Below are 14521 nucleotides of genomic sequence, written 5' to 3'. Positions count from 1 at the left end.
TGCAAATGCATGGCAAACATGCGCTTTCGCAACCGGCCTTTCAAAGCCGCGCAGCCGCCCCATCTGCCGCACCATGCACGCTACTTCCTCCCCCAAAAATATCGTTGTCGGCCTGTCCGGCGGCGTAGATTCGTCTGTAACCGCTTATTTGCTCAAAGAGGCCGGCCATCATGTGCACGGCGTGTTTATGCAAAATTGGGAAGACGACAACAACGACGAATATTGCAGCATCAAAGAAGATTCGCTCGATGCCATGGCCGTGGCCGACATTATCGGCATCGACATTGATATTGTGAATTTTGCCGCGCAATATAAAGACAAAGTTTTCGCCTATTTTCTGCAGGAATACCAAGCCGGGCGCACGCCCAACCCCGATGTGCTCTGCAATGCCGAAATCAAGTTCAAATGCTTTCTCGATTACGCCATCGCACAAGGCGCGGATGTGATTGCCACCGGCCATTATGCGCGCAAAGAAGTGCGCGGCGGCATTCATTATCTGCTCAAAGGCCTGGATCAAAACAAAGACCAAAGCTATTTCCTCTACCGCCTGCAACCGCATCAGCTTGAGCGCGCCATTTTCCCGCTGGGCGATTTGGAAAAGCCCGAAGTGCGCCGCCTGGCCGCCGAAGCGCGCCTGCCCACCGCCGCCAAAAAAGACAGCACCGGCATCTGCTTTATCGGCGAGCGCCCTTTTCGCGAATTCCTGCAAAAATACCTACCCACGAATAATGGCAATATGGTCACGCCCGAGGGTAAAATCGTTGGTGAACACGTCGGCCTGATGTTTTACACCATCGGCCAGCGCAAAGGCTTGGGCATAGGCGGCGCGGGCGAGCCGTGGTTTGTGGCCGGCAAAAATCTGGCCGCAAACGAATTAATCGTGGTGCAAGGCCACAACCACCCGCTTTTGTTTACCGACACATTGGTGATGAACGATTTGAGCTTCACCCTGCCCGAGCGCCCCGCCGAAGGCCGCTACAGCTGCAAAACCCGCTACCGCATGGCCGATGCGCCCTGCTCGCTCAAATATCTGGATAACGACACCATCGAGCTGACATTCGACGAGCCGCAATGGGCGGTCACGCCCGGGCAATCGGCCGTGCTTTACAACGGCGAAATCTGCCTCGGCGGCGGCGTGATTATGCGCACCGACAAACCTTTAATTATCAGCAAATAAACAAAACAGGCCGTCTGAACGGTTTCAGACGGCCTTTCACATTATTCAAAGAAAGCCTTTATTCTTATGGAAAAAATCTGGTTGCAAAGCTATGAAGCCGGTGTGCCGGCCGAAATCGACATCAGCCGCTACGAGTCGATTATCAGCGTGTTTGAAGAGAGCGTGCAGAAATACGGCGCGCAAACCGCCTTTGAAAACATGGGCAAAGGCCTCAGCTATGCCGAATTGGCGCAGCAGGCGCAGCAATTTGCCTCATTTTTGCAAAACACGCTCAAGCTGCCGCGCGGCGAGCGTGTGGCGGTGATGCTGCCCAATGTGTTGCAATATCCCATCGCCATTTTCGGCATTTTGCAGGCCGGGCTGGTGGTGGTCAACACCAACCCGCTCTACACCCCGCGCGAATTGGAACACCAGCTCAACGACAGCGGCGCCACCACCATCATCGTGCTGGAAAACTTTGCCAACACGCTCGAATTGGTGCTGCCCAAAACGCAAATTAAAAATGTGATTGTGGCCACCATCGGCGATATGTTCGGCGCGCTCAAAGGAGCGCTGATGAATTTTGTGATCCGCAAAATCAAAAAAATGGTGCCCGACTACCGCATTACCGGCGCGATTCCTTTCAAACAAGCCATGGCGCAAGGCGCGGCGCAGGCTTTTATGCCCGTGGCCCTGGCGCGCGGCGACACCGCTTTTCTGCAATACACCGGCGGCACCACCGGCGTGGCCAAAGGCGCGGTGCTCAGCCACGGCAATATCTGCGCCAATATGATGCAGGGCGCGGAATGGATTCAAAACCAGCTCACGCCCGGCAAAGAAGTGGTTACCGCCGCATTGCCGCTTTACCATGTGTTTGCGCTCACGGTAAACCTGATGATTTTCATGCAGGCCGGCGCGCGCATTTTGCTCATCACCAACCCGCGCGACATGAAAAGCTTTATCGGCGATTTGAAAAAACACAAAATCAGCGTGTTTATCGGCGTGAACACCTTGTTTAACGCCATGGTCAACCGCCCCGATTTTGCCGAAGTGGATTTCTCCGGCCTCAAGCTCACGCTCGGCGGCGGCATGGCCACCCAAAAAGCCGTGGCCGAAAAATGGAAAAACATCACCGGCACACCGATTGTGGAAGCCTACGGCCTCACTGAAGCAAGCCCCGGTGTGTGCTGTAATCCGCTCAACATCCCCGCCTACACCGGCAGCATCGGCCTGCCCGTGCCTTCCACCGAAGTGGAATTGCGCGATGCCGATGGCAAGCTTGTGGCGCAAGGCATGCCCGGCGAAATGTGGGTGAAAGGCCCGCAAGTGATGCAGGGCTATTGGCAGCGGCCGCAAGAAACCGCCAAAACCATCGATGCACGCGGCTTTCTCGAAACCGGCGACATTGCCGTGATGGATGAAAAAGGCTGGTTTAAGCTTGTAGACCGCAAAAAAGATTTGATTGTGGTGTCGGGCTTTAATGTGTATCCCAACGAAATCGAAGAAGTGGTGGCGCATCACGCCAAAGTGCTCGAAGTGGCCTGCATCGGCGTGGCCAGCGAGAAAACCGGCGAAGCGCTGAAATTATTTGTGGTGAAAAAAGATGCCTCGCTCACGCGCGAAGAATTAATCGCTTATTGCCGCCAAGAGCTCACCGCCTATAAAGTGCCCAAAGACATCGAATTTCGCGACGAGCTGCCCAAATCAAACGTGGGCAAAATCCTGCGCCGCGAATTGCGCGAAGAAGCGCAGCAAGCTTGAGCTTTTTCATCCGAGGCCGTCTGAAACATTTTTCAGACGGCCTTTTTGTCGCTAGGGCATCCTGACAATTACTTGTCATAAAAATAATCAGATAAAAGAAAGGCAGATAAGTTAAAATTTTTGTCGCCAAACAAAACATACTTATCTGCCATGCCTCGAACACTACTCAAAGATGAAGACTGGTCAAAGCTGTTAAACATTCTGCTCGATTTAGGCGTTTACCACAAGAAAAATCTGCGCCTCAAAATAGAAGGCATACTTTACCGCATCAGAACCGGCATACCGTGGGAAGACATCCCGCCGTTTTTCGGTAAAGGCAATTCCCTGTTGCGCCTCTTCCATAGATGGTCGGAGAAAGGGATTTTTCAAAGCATACTCAATGCCTTGACCGAATTCCCCGATATGGAATGGGTATTTATTGACGGCAGCTATGTCAAAGTCCACCAACATGCAGCGGCAACTGTTGGAGAGGCAGCCGCTGTCGGCCACAGCCGTGGTGGCAATAGCACTAAAATTCATTTGGCTGTCGATGCCTGTGGAAACCCTGTAGGTTTCAAGGTCACATCGGGAACGGTTAATGACATTACTGCGGCACCGGAATTGCTGGATAGCGTAGATTTATCCTCAACCGAAGTGCTGACTGCCGACAAAGGTTATGACTCTGACGCTTTCAGGCAGTTGCTTGCCGATATGGGCATCAGGCCGAATATTCCTTATAAAAAAGACAGGGAGCGTCTGAATGTGTGTATGGATTGGTATTTGTATAAAGCGAGGCATTTGGTAGAGAATGCCTTTGAAAAATTGAAACATTTTCGTGCGGTTGCCACCCGTTACGATCGTTTGAAAAGGCATTATGAAAGCGTAGTTGCTTTAGCTTGTATTATGCTATGGCTGCCTTTATGACAAGTAATTGTCAGGACGCCCTAGGGTCTGTTCACAATTACTTGTCATAAAGGTAGCCACATCACAATGCATCCCAATAAAACCGTGCTGTGGAAGTTGCGCTTTAGCTTATCGTAGCGGCTGGCAATCGCTCGGAAATGTTTCAGACGACAAAAAGTATTCTCCACCAAGTGCCTGATTTTATAAAGATACCAGTCCATGTCTTTATTTTTCTCTTCCCTGTCTTTTCTATAGGGAATATTGGCTTTCGCGCCACTTTCCTCTATCTGTTCCCTGAGTCGGTCTGAATCATAGCCCTTATCCGCATTCACAAGCTCAGTTCCGGCAAGATCGATGTTATCAAGCAATTCCGGCGCAACGCTGATATCGTTGATATTGCCCGCAGTAATGATAATCTCAACCGGATTGCCTGAGACGTCTACCGCCAGATGAATCTTGCTGGTCATCCCGCCCCGGCTCATACCGATTGCGTGTTCCTCTTCTTCGCTGAGCCATGAGGCGCCGGCTGAATGTTGATGCGCCCGAACATAGCTGCCATCTATGGCTACCCATTCCAAATCACAGTCTTGGCTGAGCTTTTTTAAGGCTTCGGCAAAAATACCTTTTGCCGACCAACGGTTATAAGCCGTGTAAACGGTATGGTGTTTGCCGAAATACTCGGGCAGATCGCGCCAAGGGATGCCGGTTCTGACTCTGTATAGGATGCCTTCGAAAATCAGGCGTAGATTGGGTTTGCAATAAACACCCAAATCACGCAGAATGGGCAACAGCTTCGTCCAGTATTCATCTTTGAGTAGTGTGCGGGGCATGGCAGGTGTATTAGGGTTGTGTGAGAGCTCCCTTTTTACACCTGCTTTCCTTTTTATTCAATGTTATGACAAGTAATTGTGAACAGACCCTAGGGTCTGTTCACAATTCATCCGCGAGTAAGATTTTGAGCGCAAAAGCACGTTTGCAAGGCGAAAAGCGCAGCAAGGTTGGACACCTTGCGAGCATTTTCAACGCAGCAGGCGCGTTTTTGAGCCAAAAGATTGCCACGTGATGAATGGTGAACAGACCCTAGGGCGTCCTGACAATTACTTGTCATAAAAATAATCAGATAAAAGAAAGGCAGATAAGTTAAAATTTTTGTCGCCAAACAAAACATACTTATCTGCCATGCCTCGAACACTACTCAAAGATGAATACTGGTCAAAGCTGTTAAACATTCTGCTCGATTTAGGCGTTTACCACAAGAAAAATCTGCGCCTCAAAATAGAAGGCATACTTTACCGCATCAGAACCGGCATACCGTGGGAAGACATCCCGCCGTTTTTCGGTAAAGGCAATTCCCTGTTGCGCCTCTTCCATAGATGGTCGGAGAAAGGGATTTTTCAAAGCATACTCAATGCCTTGACCGAATTCCCCGATATGGAATGGGTATTTATTGACGGCAGCTATGTCAAAGTCCACCAACATGCAGCGGCAACTGTTGGAGAGGCAGCCGCTATCGGCCACAGCCGTGGTGGCAATAGCACTAAAATTCATTTGGCTGTCGATGCCTGTGGAAACCCTGTAGGTTTCAAGGTCACATCGGGAACGGTTAATGACATTACTGCGGCACCGGAATTGCTGGATAGCGTAGATTTATCCTCAACCGAAGTGCTGACTGCCGACAAAGGTTATGACTCTGACGCTTTCAGGCAGTTGCTTGCCGATATGGGCATCAGGCCGAATATTCCTTATAAAAAAGACAGGGAGCGTCTGAATGTGTGTATGGATTGGTATTTGTATAAAGCGAGGCATTTGGTAGAGAATGCCTTTGAAAAATTGAAACATTTTCGTGCGGTTGCCACCCGTTACGATCGTTTGAAAAGGCATTATGAAAGCGTAGTTGCTTTAGCTTGTATTATGCTATGGCTGCCTTTATGACAAGTAATTGTCAGGACGCCCTAGGGCGTCCAAACAGCAATCATTTCCTGCCCAATGCGTTTTCAGACGGCCTCCCGCACAAGTAAAGCACTTACTCGAAATAATTTCTGCCATCACCAAAAGATTTACGCTATATTGTGAACCACCTGCGCAAAGCACCGGCGCGGGCCGGCAATATGAACAAGCCACCGCTATACACACAATAAATAAAGACTTGTCATCAGGAGAGACATCATGGAGAAAATCTGGCTGCAAAGCTATCAAGAAGGCGTGCGTGCCGAAGTGGACGTGCGCCAATTCAGCTCAATTGTCGACGTGTTCCGCCAAAGCACCGAGCGCTATGCCGACCGCACTGCTTTTATCAATATGGATAAAAGCATGACTTTTGGCGAGCTGGCTGAATTATCGGGGCATTTCGCCTCATTTTTGCAGCACCACCTCAAGCTGCCGCGCGGCGAACGCGTGGCGATTATGATGCCCAACCTGCTGCAATATCCAGTGGCGCTCTTCGGCGCGCTGCAAGCCGGCATGGTAGTGGTCAACGTCAACCCGCTCTACACCCCGCGCGAGCTGGAGCACCAGCTCAACGACAGCGGCACCACCACCATTATCGTGCTGGAAAATTTCGCCAACACGCTCGAATTGGTGCTGCCCAAAACAAAAGTGCAAAATATCGTGGTGGCCAGCATCGGCGATTTGCTCGGCGGCCTCAAAGGCTGGATCACCAATTTAGTGGTGCGCAAAGTGAAAAAAATGGTGCCCGATTATCACCTGCCCGGCGCCGTTGCCTTCAATCAGGCCATCGCCATCGGCCGCGCCAAGCCGTTTATCCCGGTCGACATCACGTTGGAAGACACCGCCTTTTTGCAATACACCGGCGGCACCACCGGCGTGGCCAAAGGCGCCGAGCTCACCCACGGCAATATTTGCGCCAATATCATACAAGCCAAAGAATGGATCGGCCAATCGCTCGATTGCGGCAAAGAAACCGCCATCAGCGCCCTGCCGCTCTACCACATCTTCGCGCTCACGGTAAACACCATGTTTTTCATGGAAATGGGCGCCACCAACCTGCTCATCACCAACCCGCGCGATTTGCCTGCGCTGATTAAAGACATCAAAAAACACAACATCACCGTGTTTGTGGGCGTGAACACCTTGTTTAACGCCTTGGTGAATCGCGACGATTTCAAAAGCCTTGATTTCTCGCGCTGGAAGCTCGCCTTGGGCGGCGGCATGGCAGTGCAAAAAGCCGTGGCCGACAAATGGAAAGCCGTTACCGGCATACCGATTGTGGAAGCCTACGGCCTCACCGAAGCCAGCCCCGGCGTAACCATCAACCCGATCAACATCACCGCCTACACCGGCAGCATCGGCCTGCCGATTCCAGGCACCGAGATTGAAATCCGCGACGATGCAGGCAAAGAAGTGGCCGTGGGGCAGCCCGGCGAATTGTGGATTAAAGGCCCGCAGGTGATGAAAGGCTATTGGCAACGCCCCGATGAAACCGCCAAAGCGCTGGATTCGCGCGGCTTTTTAGCCAGCGGCGACGTGGCCGTGATCGATGAAAAAGGCTGGATTAAGCTGGTGGACCGCAAAAAAGACATGATTGTGGTGTCGGGCTTTAATGTGTATCCCAACGAAATCGAAGACGTCATCGCCCATCACCCCAAAGTGCTCGAAGTGGCCTGTATCGGCATCAACAGCGAAAAAACCGGCGAAGCGCTGAAGCTTTTCGTGGTGAAAAAAGATCCTTCGCTCACCGAAGAAGAGCTGGTCAGCTTCGCCCGGCAAGAGCTCACGGGCTACAAAGTGCCGAAAAACATCGAGTTTCGCGATGAGCTGCCCAAATCGAATGTGGGCAAAATCCTGCGCCGCGAACTGCGTGATGAGGCGCAAAAAGCATTGTAATCTCAGCGTTTGCATTGACATTGGCATTTAACAACGCAGGCCGTCTGAAACCTTTCAGATGGCCTGAATCTTTTCTCGAACTTGCTTTGATTTATACCCATTCAAAAAAATAATATGCAAACAGGCAGCCTGTAGGTCGGATTCTCGAATCCGACACTTGTTCGCAGAACAAGGCACGCACATCGCTTTGGCCGTTGGCCAAACGTCGGATTCAAGAATTCGACCTACGCGGATGATGCTGCCGAATTGCTTTTATTTTGTAAGGTTATTTTTTAGAATTGGTATTATATGCATTGCTTCAGGTTTGATAGCAAAAATCCTTTGCAAAACACCCTTTCCGTCGCACCTGCTCAGGCAGGAGCCCGGCCTGCACGAGTGCGACAAATATCTGATTTTGCAAAGATCTCAGCAATTAAAACAATGCGCAGCCTAAACACAGACGCCAAAGCAGCGCCCGCCCAAACGCAGCAAGCATGATATGCTTGTTATCTTTGTTTTATTTTCCGGCAATTCTGCCAAAGGCCGTCTGAAATGCTGATTTTCCTGATATTGCTTGCCGGGGCGCTGATTGCGGCCGACCTTTATGTGTTGTTGCGTGCCCGCGCCCGCAGCCATGCCGATGCGGCACACACGCCGACTGCCGATTTCGGGCTGATTTTAGGCACGGCCAAATATGTGGGCAGCGGCGGCCTCAACCGCTATTACCAATACCGCATTGATGCGGCGGTGGCGCTGTGGCAGGCGGGCAAGGTGCGGCAATTTGTGGTCAGCGGCAGCGGGCTCGATAACACGCCCAGCGAAACCGTGTGCATGCAGGCCGATTTGGTGGCCGCCGGCATTCCCGAAACCGCCGTGTGGCAAGACCCGGCCGGCCTGCGCACGCTCGACAGCATTTTGCGCTACCGCCAAAGCTTTCCCCAACACAGCGTGTGCATTATTTCTCAGCCTTTCCACAACCAGCGCGCGCTGATGCAGGCGCAAGCCTGCGGCCTGAATGCCGTGGCCTACAATGCCCGCATTATCGGCGTGCACGCCGGCTGGAAAGTGCATCTGCGCGAGCGCTTCGCCCGCCTGCGCATGTGGTATGACTTGCTGCGCCGCGCCCGGCCCGCCCACAGCACCGCCCAAGTGCCGATACGGCAATACCCTACCCGACACGGCATGTAAAACGCTTTTTGCACAGCCCGGCGGCCTTGCAGATTTGGTATGGCAGGATTTGGTATTACAATAGCGTTTTGCTTTTCAGACGGCCTTTATGCAAGTGCGCAAAATCATCCACATCGATATGGACGCTTTCTACGCTTCGGTAGAATTGCGCGAACAGCCGCAGCTCAAAGGCTTGCCGGTGGTGGTGGCGTGGGACGGGCCGCGCTCGGTGATTTGCGCCGCTTCATATGAAGCACGCCAATTCGGGCTGCGCTCGGCCATGTCGGTGGCCGCGGCCAAGCGCCGCTGCCCGCAGGCGGTGTATATCGCGCCGCATTTCGATTTATATCGCGAAGTGTCGCAGCAGATTCACGCCGTTTTTGCGCAATACACCGACCTTATCGAGCCGCTTTCGCTCGATGAAGCTTATCTGGACGTGACCCGCAATTTCCACAACCTGCCCTACGCCAGCGAAGTGGCGCGCGCCATCCGCGCCGATATTTTGACGCAAACCGGCCTCACCGCTTCGGCCGGCATTGCACCCAATAAATTTCTGGCCAAAATCGCTTCCGATTGGCGCAAGCCCAACGGCCAATTTGTGTTGGCGCCGCAAAAAATCGAAGCCTTTCTCCACACGCTGCCTTTGGGCAAAATTCCCGGCGTGGGCAAAGTCACGCTGCAAAAGATGAACGCGCTGGGCATGCACACCGCCGGCGATTTGCGCGGCTTTGAGCGCGGTGCGCTGCTCAACCATTTCGGCCGCTACGGCTACCGCCTGTATGACTTGGCACGCGGCATCGATGAGCGGCCGGTGAAGCCCAGCCGCGAGCGTTTGCAGATTTCCACCGAAATCACCCTGCCCGAAGATTTGCCGCTGGCGCAAATCGCCCGCCACCTGCCGCATTTGGCCGAAGATTTGTGGCGGCAGACGGTGCGCAAAAACGTGCAGGCGCGCACGGTAACGCTCAAGCTCAAAACCACCGATTTCCGCACCATCACCCGCTCGCTCACTTATTCTTCGGCGCTGCCCGATGCCGCCGCGCTGGCGCAGGCTGCCGCCGCGTTGATGAAAAAAGTGCCGCCCTCCGCCGATGATGCCTACCGCCTGATCGGCATCGGCGTGGGGCATCTGCTGCCCAGCGGCCAGCAGCAATCGCTGTGGCAGGAAGCCGCTGAAAAGGCCGTCTGAAAGCAGCATTTCATCTGCCGCCAAAACGGTTTACAATCAAAGCGTTTTTCACTTTTGGGCGTTTGAATATGCAGCGGGCTTTTATTCTCAGCGATTGCGACTACCCTGAATGCCAAGCCAAGCCGCATGCGCTGCTCACGGCCAATCCCACCCGCGGCCATCACTTTATCGCGCAAACCGAGCAGCGCCAGCATGCCTTCAATCCGCAAGTTAATCCGCAAAATCAAAATGTGTATTGCTGGCCGCTCCCGCTGCTGCACAAGCCTTATCGCGGCAAAGTGTTGAGCGTCAACATCGAGGGCAATCTGGAAGCACCTGACCTCTACACACTCACCCATTTGGAAGGCAGCGAGGGCAAGCAATACAATCTGGAAAACTGGTTCAACCGCCACGAAAGCGGCCACGAAGAATCCTGCAACAGCTTGCGCGTGCTGCCCTCGGGGCGGCAAAAAGTGCCGCGTGCCATGTGGCGCGTGTTGCAGCTCAAGCTTTTGGATGTGCTGCGCAATCCCTACAATCGCAGCAGCCTGTTTGTGCACCATCTGCATCAGGTATTGAGCCGCCACCTGCCGCAAATCAGCGGCGAATTCACCGCGCTGATTGCTGCGCGCGCCGATGAAGATGTGGCGCCTATCCTGCAAACATTCGGCTTTACTTTCGACGAATACACCGCTTGGCTGGCCAATCTCTACGGCATGCTCAGCGAGGGCGTGCACCATCCCTCGCTGTTTGAACGCCTGTTTGCCTCGCTGTTTGCCTGCCCCGGGCTGCGCCTCGAGCTTTACCGCTACGATGATGCCGCGCATTGCGCTTTTTTTGCCGACAGCGGCTATTGCCTGCAAGCTTCCGCTATCGAGCTGAGCATAGGCTTCAGCGTGAGCGCCGATATGTTTGCCATTGTGCACATCAGCCGCGGGCATTGGCAGCACTTCGCGATCGCCACCGATGCCCTGCCGCCGCAGCTGAACGCAGAAATCAACGTGCACGACAACAACCACATCCAGCGCATCACTTACAACCACCTGTGCGTGCGCCAGGCGCATGAAGCGGTGTATGGCAAAAGCGCGCTGCGCAGCGCTTATTTTTAGCCCGCCATCAAAAAGGCCGTCTGAAACTTTTTTCAGACGGCCTGATTCATCTCACCGCATGATGCTACACGCGCTGCACCCGCCCGTTATCCATATGCCAAATCTCATCGGCCAAGGCTTCGGCATCGGCCATATCGTGGGTGATTAAAATCATCGGCACGCCGCTTTGGCGCTGCAAAGCGGCCAATTCTGTGCGGGTGTGGCGGCGCAAATCGGTATCGAGTGCAGAAAAAGGCTCGTCCAGCAGCAAGATTTTGGGCGCGGTAATCAGCGCGCGCGCCAGCGCCGTGCGCTGTTTTTGGCCGCCCGAAATCTGCCCCGGGCGCTGATGCGCCACATGCGCCAGCTGCAAAGTGTCCAGCCATTGCTGCACCGTTTTATGCGGCTTTTTACCCGGATTGCGCCAACCGGTTTGCAGACCGAAGCCGATATTCTGCGCCACACTCAAATGTGGAAACAGCGCATAATCCTGAAACATCAGCCCTGCACGGCGCGATTGCACCGGCAAATCGGTGTGCGCATCAAACCAGGTTTCGCCGCCGATGCGGATATGGCCGCCATCGGGCTTGAGCAGGCCGCACAAAAGCTGCATGGTGAGGCTTTTGCCCGAGCCAGAAGCGCCCACCAGCGCCAGCCGCTCCGATTGGCTCGCCAGCTGCACATCCAGCGAAAATTGCGGCAGCTTTTTATGGATGGCAATATCAAACAACACCTTTATCTCCCGTCCCGCGCACGCGCCAACCGACCAACCGCCAGCAAAATCACAATGCACACCATCGAAATCAGCAGCACCAATTGATTGGCCAGCGCATCTTCGCCCGCCTGCACCGCTTCATACACGGCAATCGACAAGGTTTGCGTTTTGCCCGGCAGGCTGCCGGCCACCATCAGCGTGGCACCGAATTCGCCCAGCGCGCGGGCAAAAGCCAGCAGCACACCGGCCAAAATGCCGCGCCAGGCCAAAGGCAGGCTCACGCGGAAAAACACCGAACGCTCGCACAAACCCAACACGCGCGCAGCCTGCTCCAATTGCGGATTCACCCCTTCAAACGCCGCACGGGCGGGCTTGAACACCAGCGGAAAAGTCACCACCATTGCCGCAATCACCGCGCCCTGCCAGGTAAATATCAGATTGATGCCGAACGTGTTTTGCAGCCAGCCGCCAATCGGGCCGTTGCGCCCGAGCAGCACCAAGAGATAATAGCCCAGCACCGTAGGCGGCATCACCATCGGCAGCGTGAGCACCGTATCGAGCACATCGCGCCCGGCAAAGCGCCAACGCGCCAGCACAAAGCCGGCTGCCGTGCCCAACACGATATTGAGCAGCGTGGCCAATCCCGCCACTTTGAGTGAGAGCCACAGAGCCACACCAACCGTTGCATCCATTATTTATTCTTCTTAACTTCCGAATTAACTTCCGAAAAAAGGCCGTCTGAATGTTTCAGACGGCATGTTATACCAATCCAAATCAGCATAACCATCCAACATAAAAACTGCTTAAAACCTTTCAGACGGCCTTTACACAACTGGCATTGTGTTTGACAAGGTGAAAGAACCCAATTGGTTTAGCGGCTTCAGCACTCAAACCAGATTGCGGCATTCTTGCGCCGGATTGCCGAAAGCCACCACATCGGCCGCAATATTTTTTACCACCACGCTGCCCGCACCCACGATGCTGTTTGCACCGATGCTCAAACCCTGAATCACGCAGCTGCCGATGCCCACCTGCACCCGCTCACCCACCGTTACATTGCCTGCCAGTGCCACACGCGGGCAGATATGCGCATAAGCGCCGATGATGCAATCGTGCTCCACCACCGCAGCCGTATTGATAATGGCGCCCTCATTCACGCAGGCGCCTGCATTAATCACAGCCAGCGGCATCACCACTACGCCATTTCCTAATATAACATCAGGTGAAATTACGGCGCTGGGGTGCACCAAGCTTACCAAACGAAAGCCCGCCGCTGCCACTTTACGACCCAAGCGTTCACGCACGGCATTGTCGCCCACGGCCACGATGATGTCGCCTTTGGGCAAATGCTCATCAAATTTACGCCCATGGGCATCATCTAAAAAGCTGATATTTTGATAACCCACACTTCTTGCGATATCGGCAACCACCTGCCCATGGCCGCCGCCACCGTAAATATACAGATTTGGTGATTTCATGATTTTTCTCTCTTATCCGGCACCCAAAACACAAAAGTTTTATAATTATGCCATTAGTAGGCAGCCATTTTAAGTGACAAATCCACCAAATATCCCTACGCACAAATTAAAAGCAATTATCGTCAAACAAAATCAACGCACCGCCGCAAACCCATACCGCTTCAACACCGCCTGCCCGGCCGCAGAGCGCACATATTGCACAAAGCGTATCGCCTCGGTCTGCTCTTGGCTGCTTTTCACCACCGCAATCGGGTAGGAAACCGGCGTGGTGGTGGGCACGGTGCGCAACACTTTCACCTTATCGCGCATCAGCGCGGCATCGGTGTTATACACAAAGCCCGCATCTACTTCGCCGCGCGCCACATAATCGAGCGATTGGCGCACATGCTGGGTGTTGATGATTTTCGGTTGCAGCGCCGCCCACAAGCCGGCTTTTTCCAGCGCCGCTTTGGTGTAGCGCCCCACCGGCACGCTGGCCGGATTGCTCACAGCAATACGCTTGATGGCGGGCGCGTTTAAATCCGACAATTGATTGATGCGCAGTGTGCTGGCAGCGGGCGCAGCAATCACCAGCGAATTACGGGCAAAAGTGTGGCGCGCCTTGCTATCAATCAAGCCTTCTTGCGCGGCTTTATCCATGGTTTCTTCATCGGCAAAGGCCAACACATCCACCGGCGCGCCTTTGAGCGCTTGTTGCAGCAATGCGCCCGAGCCAGCGGTGTTGAGGTTGATTTTGGCTTGCGGATGCTGTTTTTCATATTGCACGGTAATATCTTTAAATGCATTGCTCAGGCTGGCCGCGGCCGACACGGTGATTTCGGCAGCGAAAGCCGCGGGCGTAAGCAGCAGCGCGGCCAGTGCAAAATTCAGGCGGATGTTCATGGTTTTCCTTTGATTGTGTATGAGCTGTGGGTTTTTAACATTGGCAGCGATGCGTTGTTATACTCATTTATAACTACTACTTTAGAACTAGGGTCTGTTCACAATTCATCTCATGGCAATCTTTTGGCTCAAAAACGCGCCTGCTACGTTGAAAATGCTCGCAAGGTGTCCAACCTTGCTGCGCTTTTCGCCTTGCAAGCGCGCTTTTGCGCTCAAAATCTTACGCACGGATGAAATGTGAACAGACCCTAAAAGGCCGTCTGAAACATTTTTCAGACGGCCTTGCTGCAACCCCTATAGCTTTTATACCAATTCAAAAAAAGTAAGCTAACAAGGCGGCGAGCCGAAGACAGTACACCTATTGATTCGGCAATTAAATATTGAACATTTTCAGATGCCGGC

General features: G+C 53.5%; 13 protein-coding genes. 8 read left to right on the top strand and 5 right to left on the bottom strand.

The features are described from left to right. Nucleotides 1-73: 73 nt before the first annotated feature. The 3 genes from mnmA to LVJ78_RS05125 all read left to right on the top strand — a co-directional run bounded on the left by mnmA (nt 74) and on the right by LVJ78_RS05125 (nt 3820). Complete coding sequence (gene mnmA, locus LVJ78_RS05135; protein ID WP_132952524.1) at nt 74-1177, top strand: tRNA 2-thiouridine(34) synthase MnmA; 1104 nt, start codon at nt 74-76, stop codon at nt 1175-1177. A 66-nt stretch (nt 1178-1243) separates the two neighbouring features. After that, nucleotides 1244-2917, top strand: coding sequence for an AMP-binding protein (locus tag LVJ78_RS05130; RefSeq protein ID WP_132952526.1), 1674 nt, complete (start codon nt 1244-1246; stop codon nt 2915-2917). Between the two features lie 150 nt (nt 2918-3067). Beyond that, nucleotides 3068-3820: an IS5 family transposase gene (locus LVJ78_RS05125; protein WP_244802601.1), complete on the top strand. Its 753-nt coding sequence runs from the start codon at nt 3068-3070 to the stop codon at nt 3818-3820. 44 nt (nt 3821-3864) lie between these two features. On the opposite strand, the gene LVJ78_RS05120 is transcribed toward LVJ78_RS05125, so the two are convergent. Further along, the gene (locus tag LVJ78_RS05120; protein WP_244802560.1) at nt 3865-4629 is read right to left on the bottom strand and encodes an IS5 family transposase; all 765 of its coding nucleotides are present in this window, start codon (nt 4627-4629) and stop codon (nt 3865-3867) included. A 349-nt stretch (nt 4630-4978) separates the two neighbouring features. On the opposite strand from LVJ78_RS05120, the gene LVJ78_RS05115 reads away from it, so the two are divergent. The 5 genes from LVJ78_RS05115 to LVJ78_RS05095 all read left to right on the top strand — a co-directional run bounded on the left by LVJ78_RS05115 (nt 4979) and on the right by LVJ78_RS05095 (nt 11065). Continuing rightward, nucleotides 4979-5731 carry an IS5 family transposase gene (locus tag LVJ78_RS05115; protein ID WP_244802570.1) on the top strand — a complete coding sequence of 251 codons (753 nt, stop codon included), beginning with the start codon at nt 4979-4981 and terminating at the stop codon, nt 5729-5731. 234 nt (nt 5732-5965) lie between these two features. Continuing rightward, the gene (locus LVJ78_RS05110; RefSeq protein ID WP_132954813.1) at nt 5966-7642 is read left to right on the top strand and encodes an AMP-binding protein; all 1677 of its coding nucleotides are present in this window, start codon (nt 5966-5968) and stop codon (nt 7640-7642) included. A gap of 531 nt (nt 7643-8173) precedes the next feature. Beyond that, entirely contained in the window at nt 8174-8809 is a 636-nt protein-coding gene (locus tag LVJ78_RS05105; protein ID WP_132954814.1) for a SanA/YdcF family protein, read from the top strand. Between the two features lie 88 nt (nt 8810-8897). Then, complete coding sequence (gene dinB, locus LVJ78_RS05100) at nt 8898-9977, top strand: DNA polymerase IV (RefSeq protein WP_132954815.1); 1080 nt, start codon at nt 8898-8900, stop codon at nt 9975-9977. 68 nt (nt 9978-10045) lie between these two features. Next, nucleotides 10046-11065, top strand: a complete 1020-nt coding sequence (locus tag LVJ78_RS05095; protein WP_132954816.1) for a hypothetical protein — start codon at nt 10046-10048, stop codon at nt 11063-11065. 64 nt (nt 11066-11129) lie between these two features. On the opposite strand, the gene LVJ78_RS05090 is transcribed toward LVJ78_RS05095, so the two are convergent. The 4 genes from LVJ78_RS05090 to modA all read right to left on the bottom strand — a co-directional run bounded on the left by LVJ78_RS05090 (nt 11130) and on the right by modA (nt 14119). Next, nucleotides 11130-11777: an ABC transporter ATP-binding protein gene (locus LVJ78_RS05090; protein WP_132954817.1), complete on the bottom strand. Its 648-nt coding sequence runs from the start codon at nt 11775-11777 to the stop codon at nt 11130-11132. 2 nt (nt 11778-11779) lie between these two features. Beyond that, a complete protein-coding gene (gene modB / locus LVJ78_RS05085; RefSeq protein WP_132954818.1) occupies nt 11780-12451 on the bottom strand; it encodes a molybdate ABC transporter permease subunit in 672 nt (223 codons plus the stop codon). Nucleotides 12452-12646: 195 nt separating this feature from the next. Continuing rightward, nucleotides 12647-13237 carry an acetyltransferase gene (locus tag LVJ78_RS05080; RefSeq protein ID WP_132954819.1) on the bottom strand — a complete coding sequence of 197 codons (591 nt, stop codon included), beginning with the start codon at nt 13235-13237 and terminating at the stop codon, nt 12647-12649. Between the two features lie 132 nt (nt 13238-13369). Beyond that, nucleotides 13370-14119 carry a molybdate ABC transporter substrate-binding protein gene (gene modA / locus LVJ78_RS05075; RefSeq protein WP_132954820.1) on the bottom strand — a complete coding sequence of 250 codons (750 nt, stop codon included), beginning with the start codon at nt 14117-14119 and terminating at the stop codon, nt 13370-13372. Between the last annotated feature and the right edge of the window lie 402 nt (nt 14120-14521).

It is taken from the genome of Uruburuella suis (assembly GCF_022870845.1).
GTDB classification, from domain to species: domain Bacteria; phylum Pseudomonadota; class Gammaproteobacteria; order Burkholderiales; family Neisseriaceae; genus Neisseria; species Neisseria suis.
The sequence above is the reverse complement of the archived record's forward strand: the minus strand, read 5'-3'. Positions and strand labels throughout refer to the sequence as shown.

Coding starts and splice junctions, on each gene's coding strand:
- mnmA (WP_132952524.1), top strand. CDS start 74: ATGCACGCTACTTCCTCCCCCAAAAATATCGTTGTCGGCCTGTCCGGC.
- LVJ78_RS05130 (WP_132952526.1), top strand. CDS start 1,244: ATGGAAAAAATCTGGTTGCAAAGCTATGAAGCCGGTGTGCCGGCCGAA.
- LVJ78_RS05125 (WP_244802601.1), top strand. CDS start 3,068: ATGCCTCGAACACTACTCAAAGATGAAGACTGGTCAAAGCTGTTAAAC.
- LVJ78_RS05120 (WP_244802560.1), bottom strand. CDS start 4,629: ATGCCCCGCACACTACTCAAAGATGAATACTGGACGAAGCTGTTGCCC.
- LVJ78_RS05115 (WP_244802570.1), top strand. CDS start 4,979: ATGCCTCGAACACTACTCAAAGATGAATACTGGTCAAAGCTGTTAAAC.
- LVJ78_RS05110 (WP_132954813.1), top strand. CDS start 5,966: ATGGAGAAAATCTGGCTGCAAAGCTATCAAGAAGGCGTGCGTGCCGAA.
- LVJ78_RS05105 (WP_132954814.1), top strand. CDS start 8,174: ATGCTGATTTTCCTGATATTGCTTGCCGGGGCGCTGATTGCGGCCGAC.
- dinB (WP_132954815.1), top strand. CDS start 8,898: ATGCAAGTGCGCAAAATCATCCACATCGATATGGACGCTTTCTACGCT.
- LVJ78_RS05095 (WP_132954816.1), top strand. CDS start 10,046: ATGCAGCGGGCTTTTATTCTCAGCGATTGCGACTACCCTGAATGCCAA.
- modB (WP_132954818.1), bottom strand. CDS start 12,451: ATGGATGCAACGGTTGGTGTGGCTCTGTGGCTCTCACTCAAAGTGGCG.
- LVJ78_RS05080 (WP_132954819.1), bottom strand. CDS start 13,237: ATGAAATCACCAAATCTGTATATTTACGGTGGCGGCGGCCATGGGCAG.
- modA (WP_132954820.1), bottom strand. CDS start 14,119: ATGAACATCCGCCTGAATTTTGCACTGGCCGCGCTGCTGCTTACGCCC.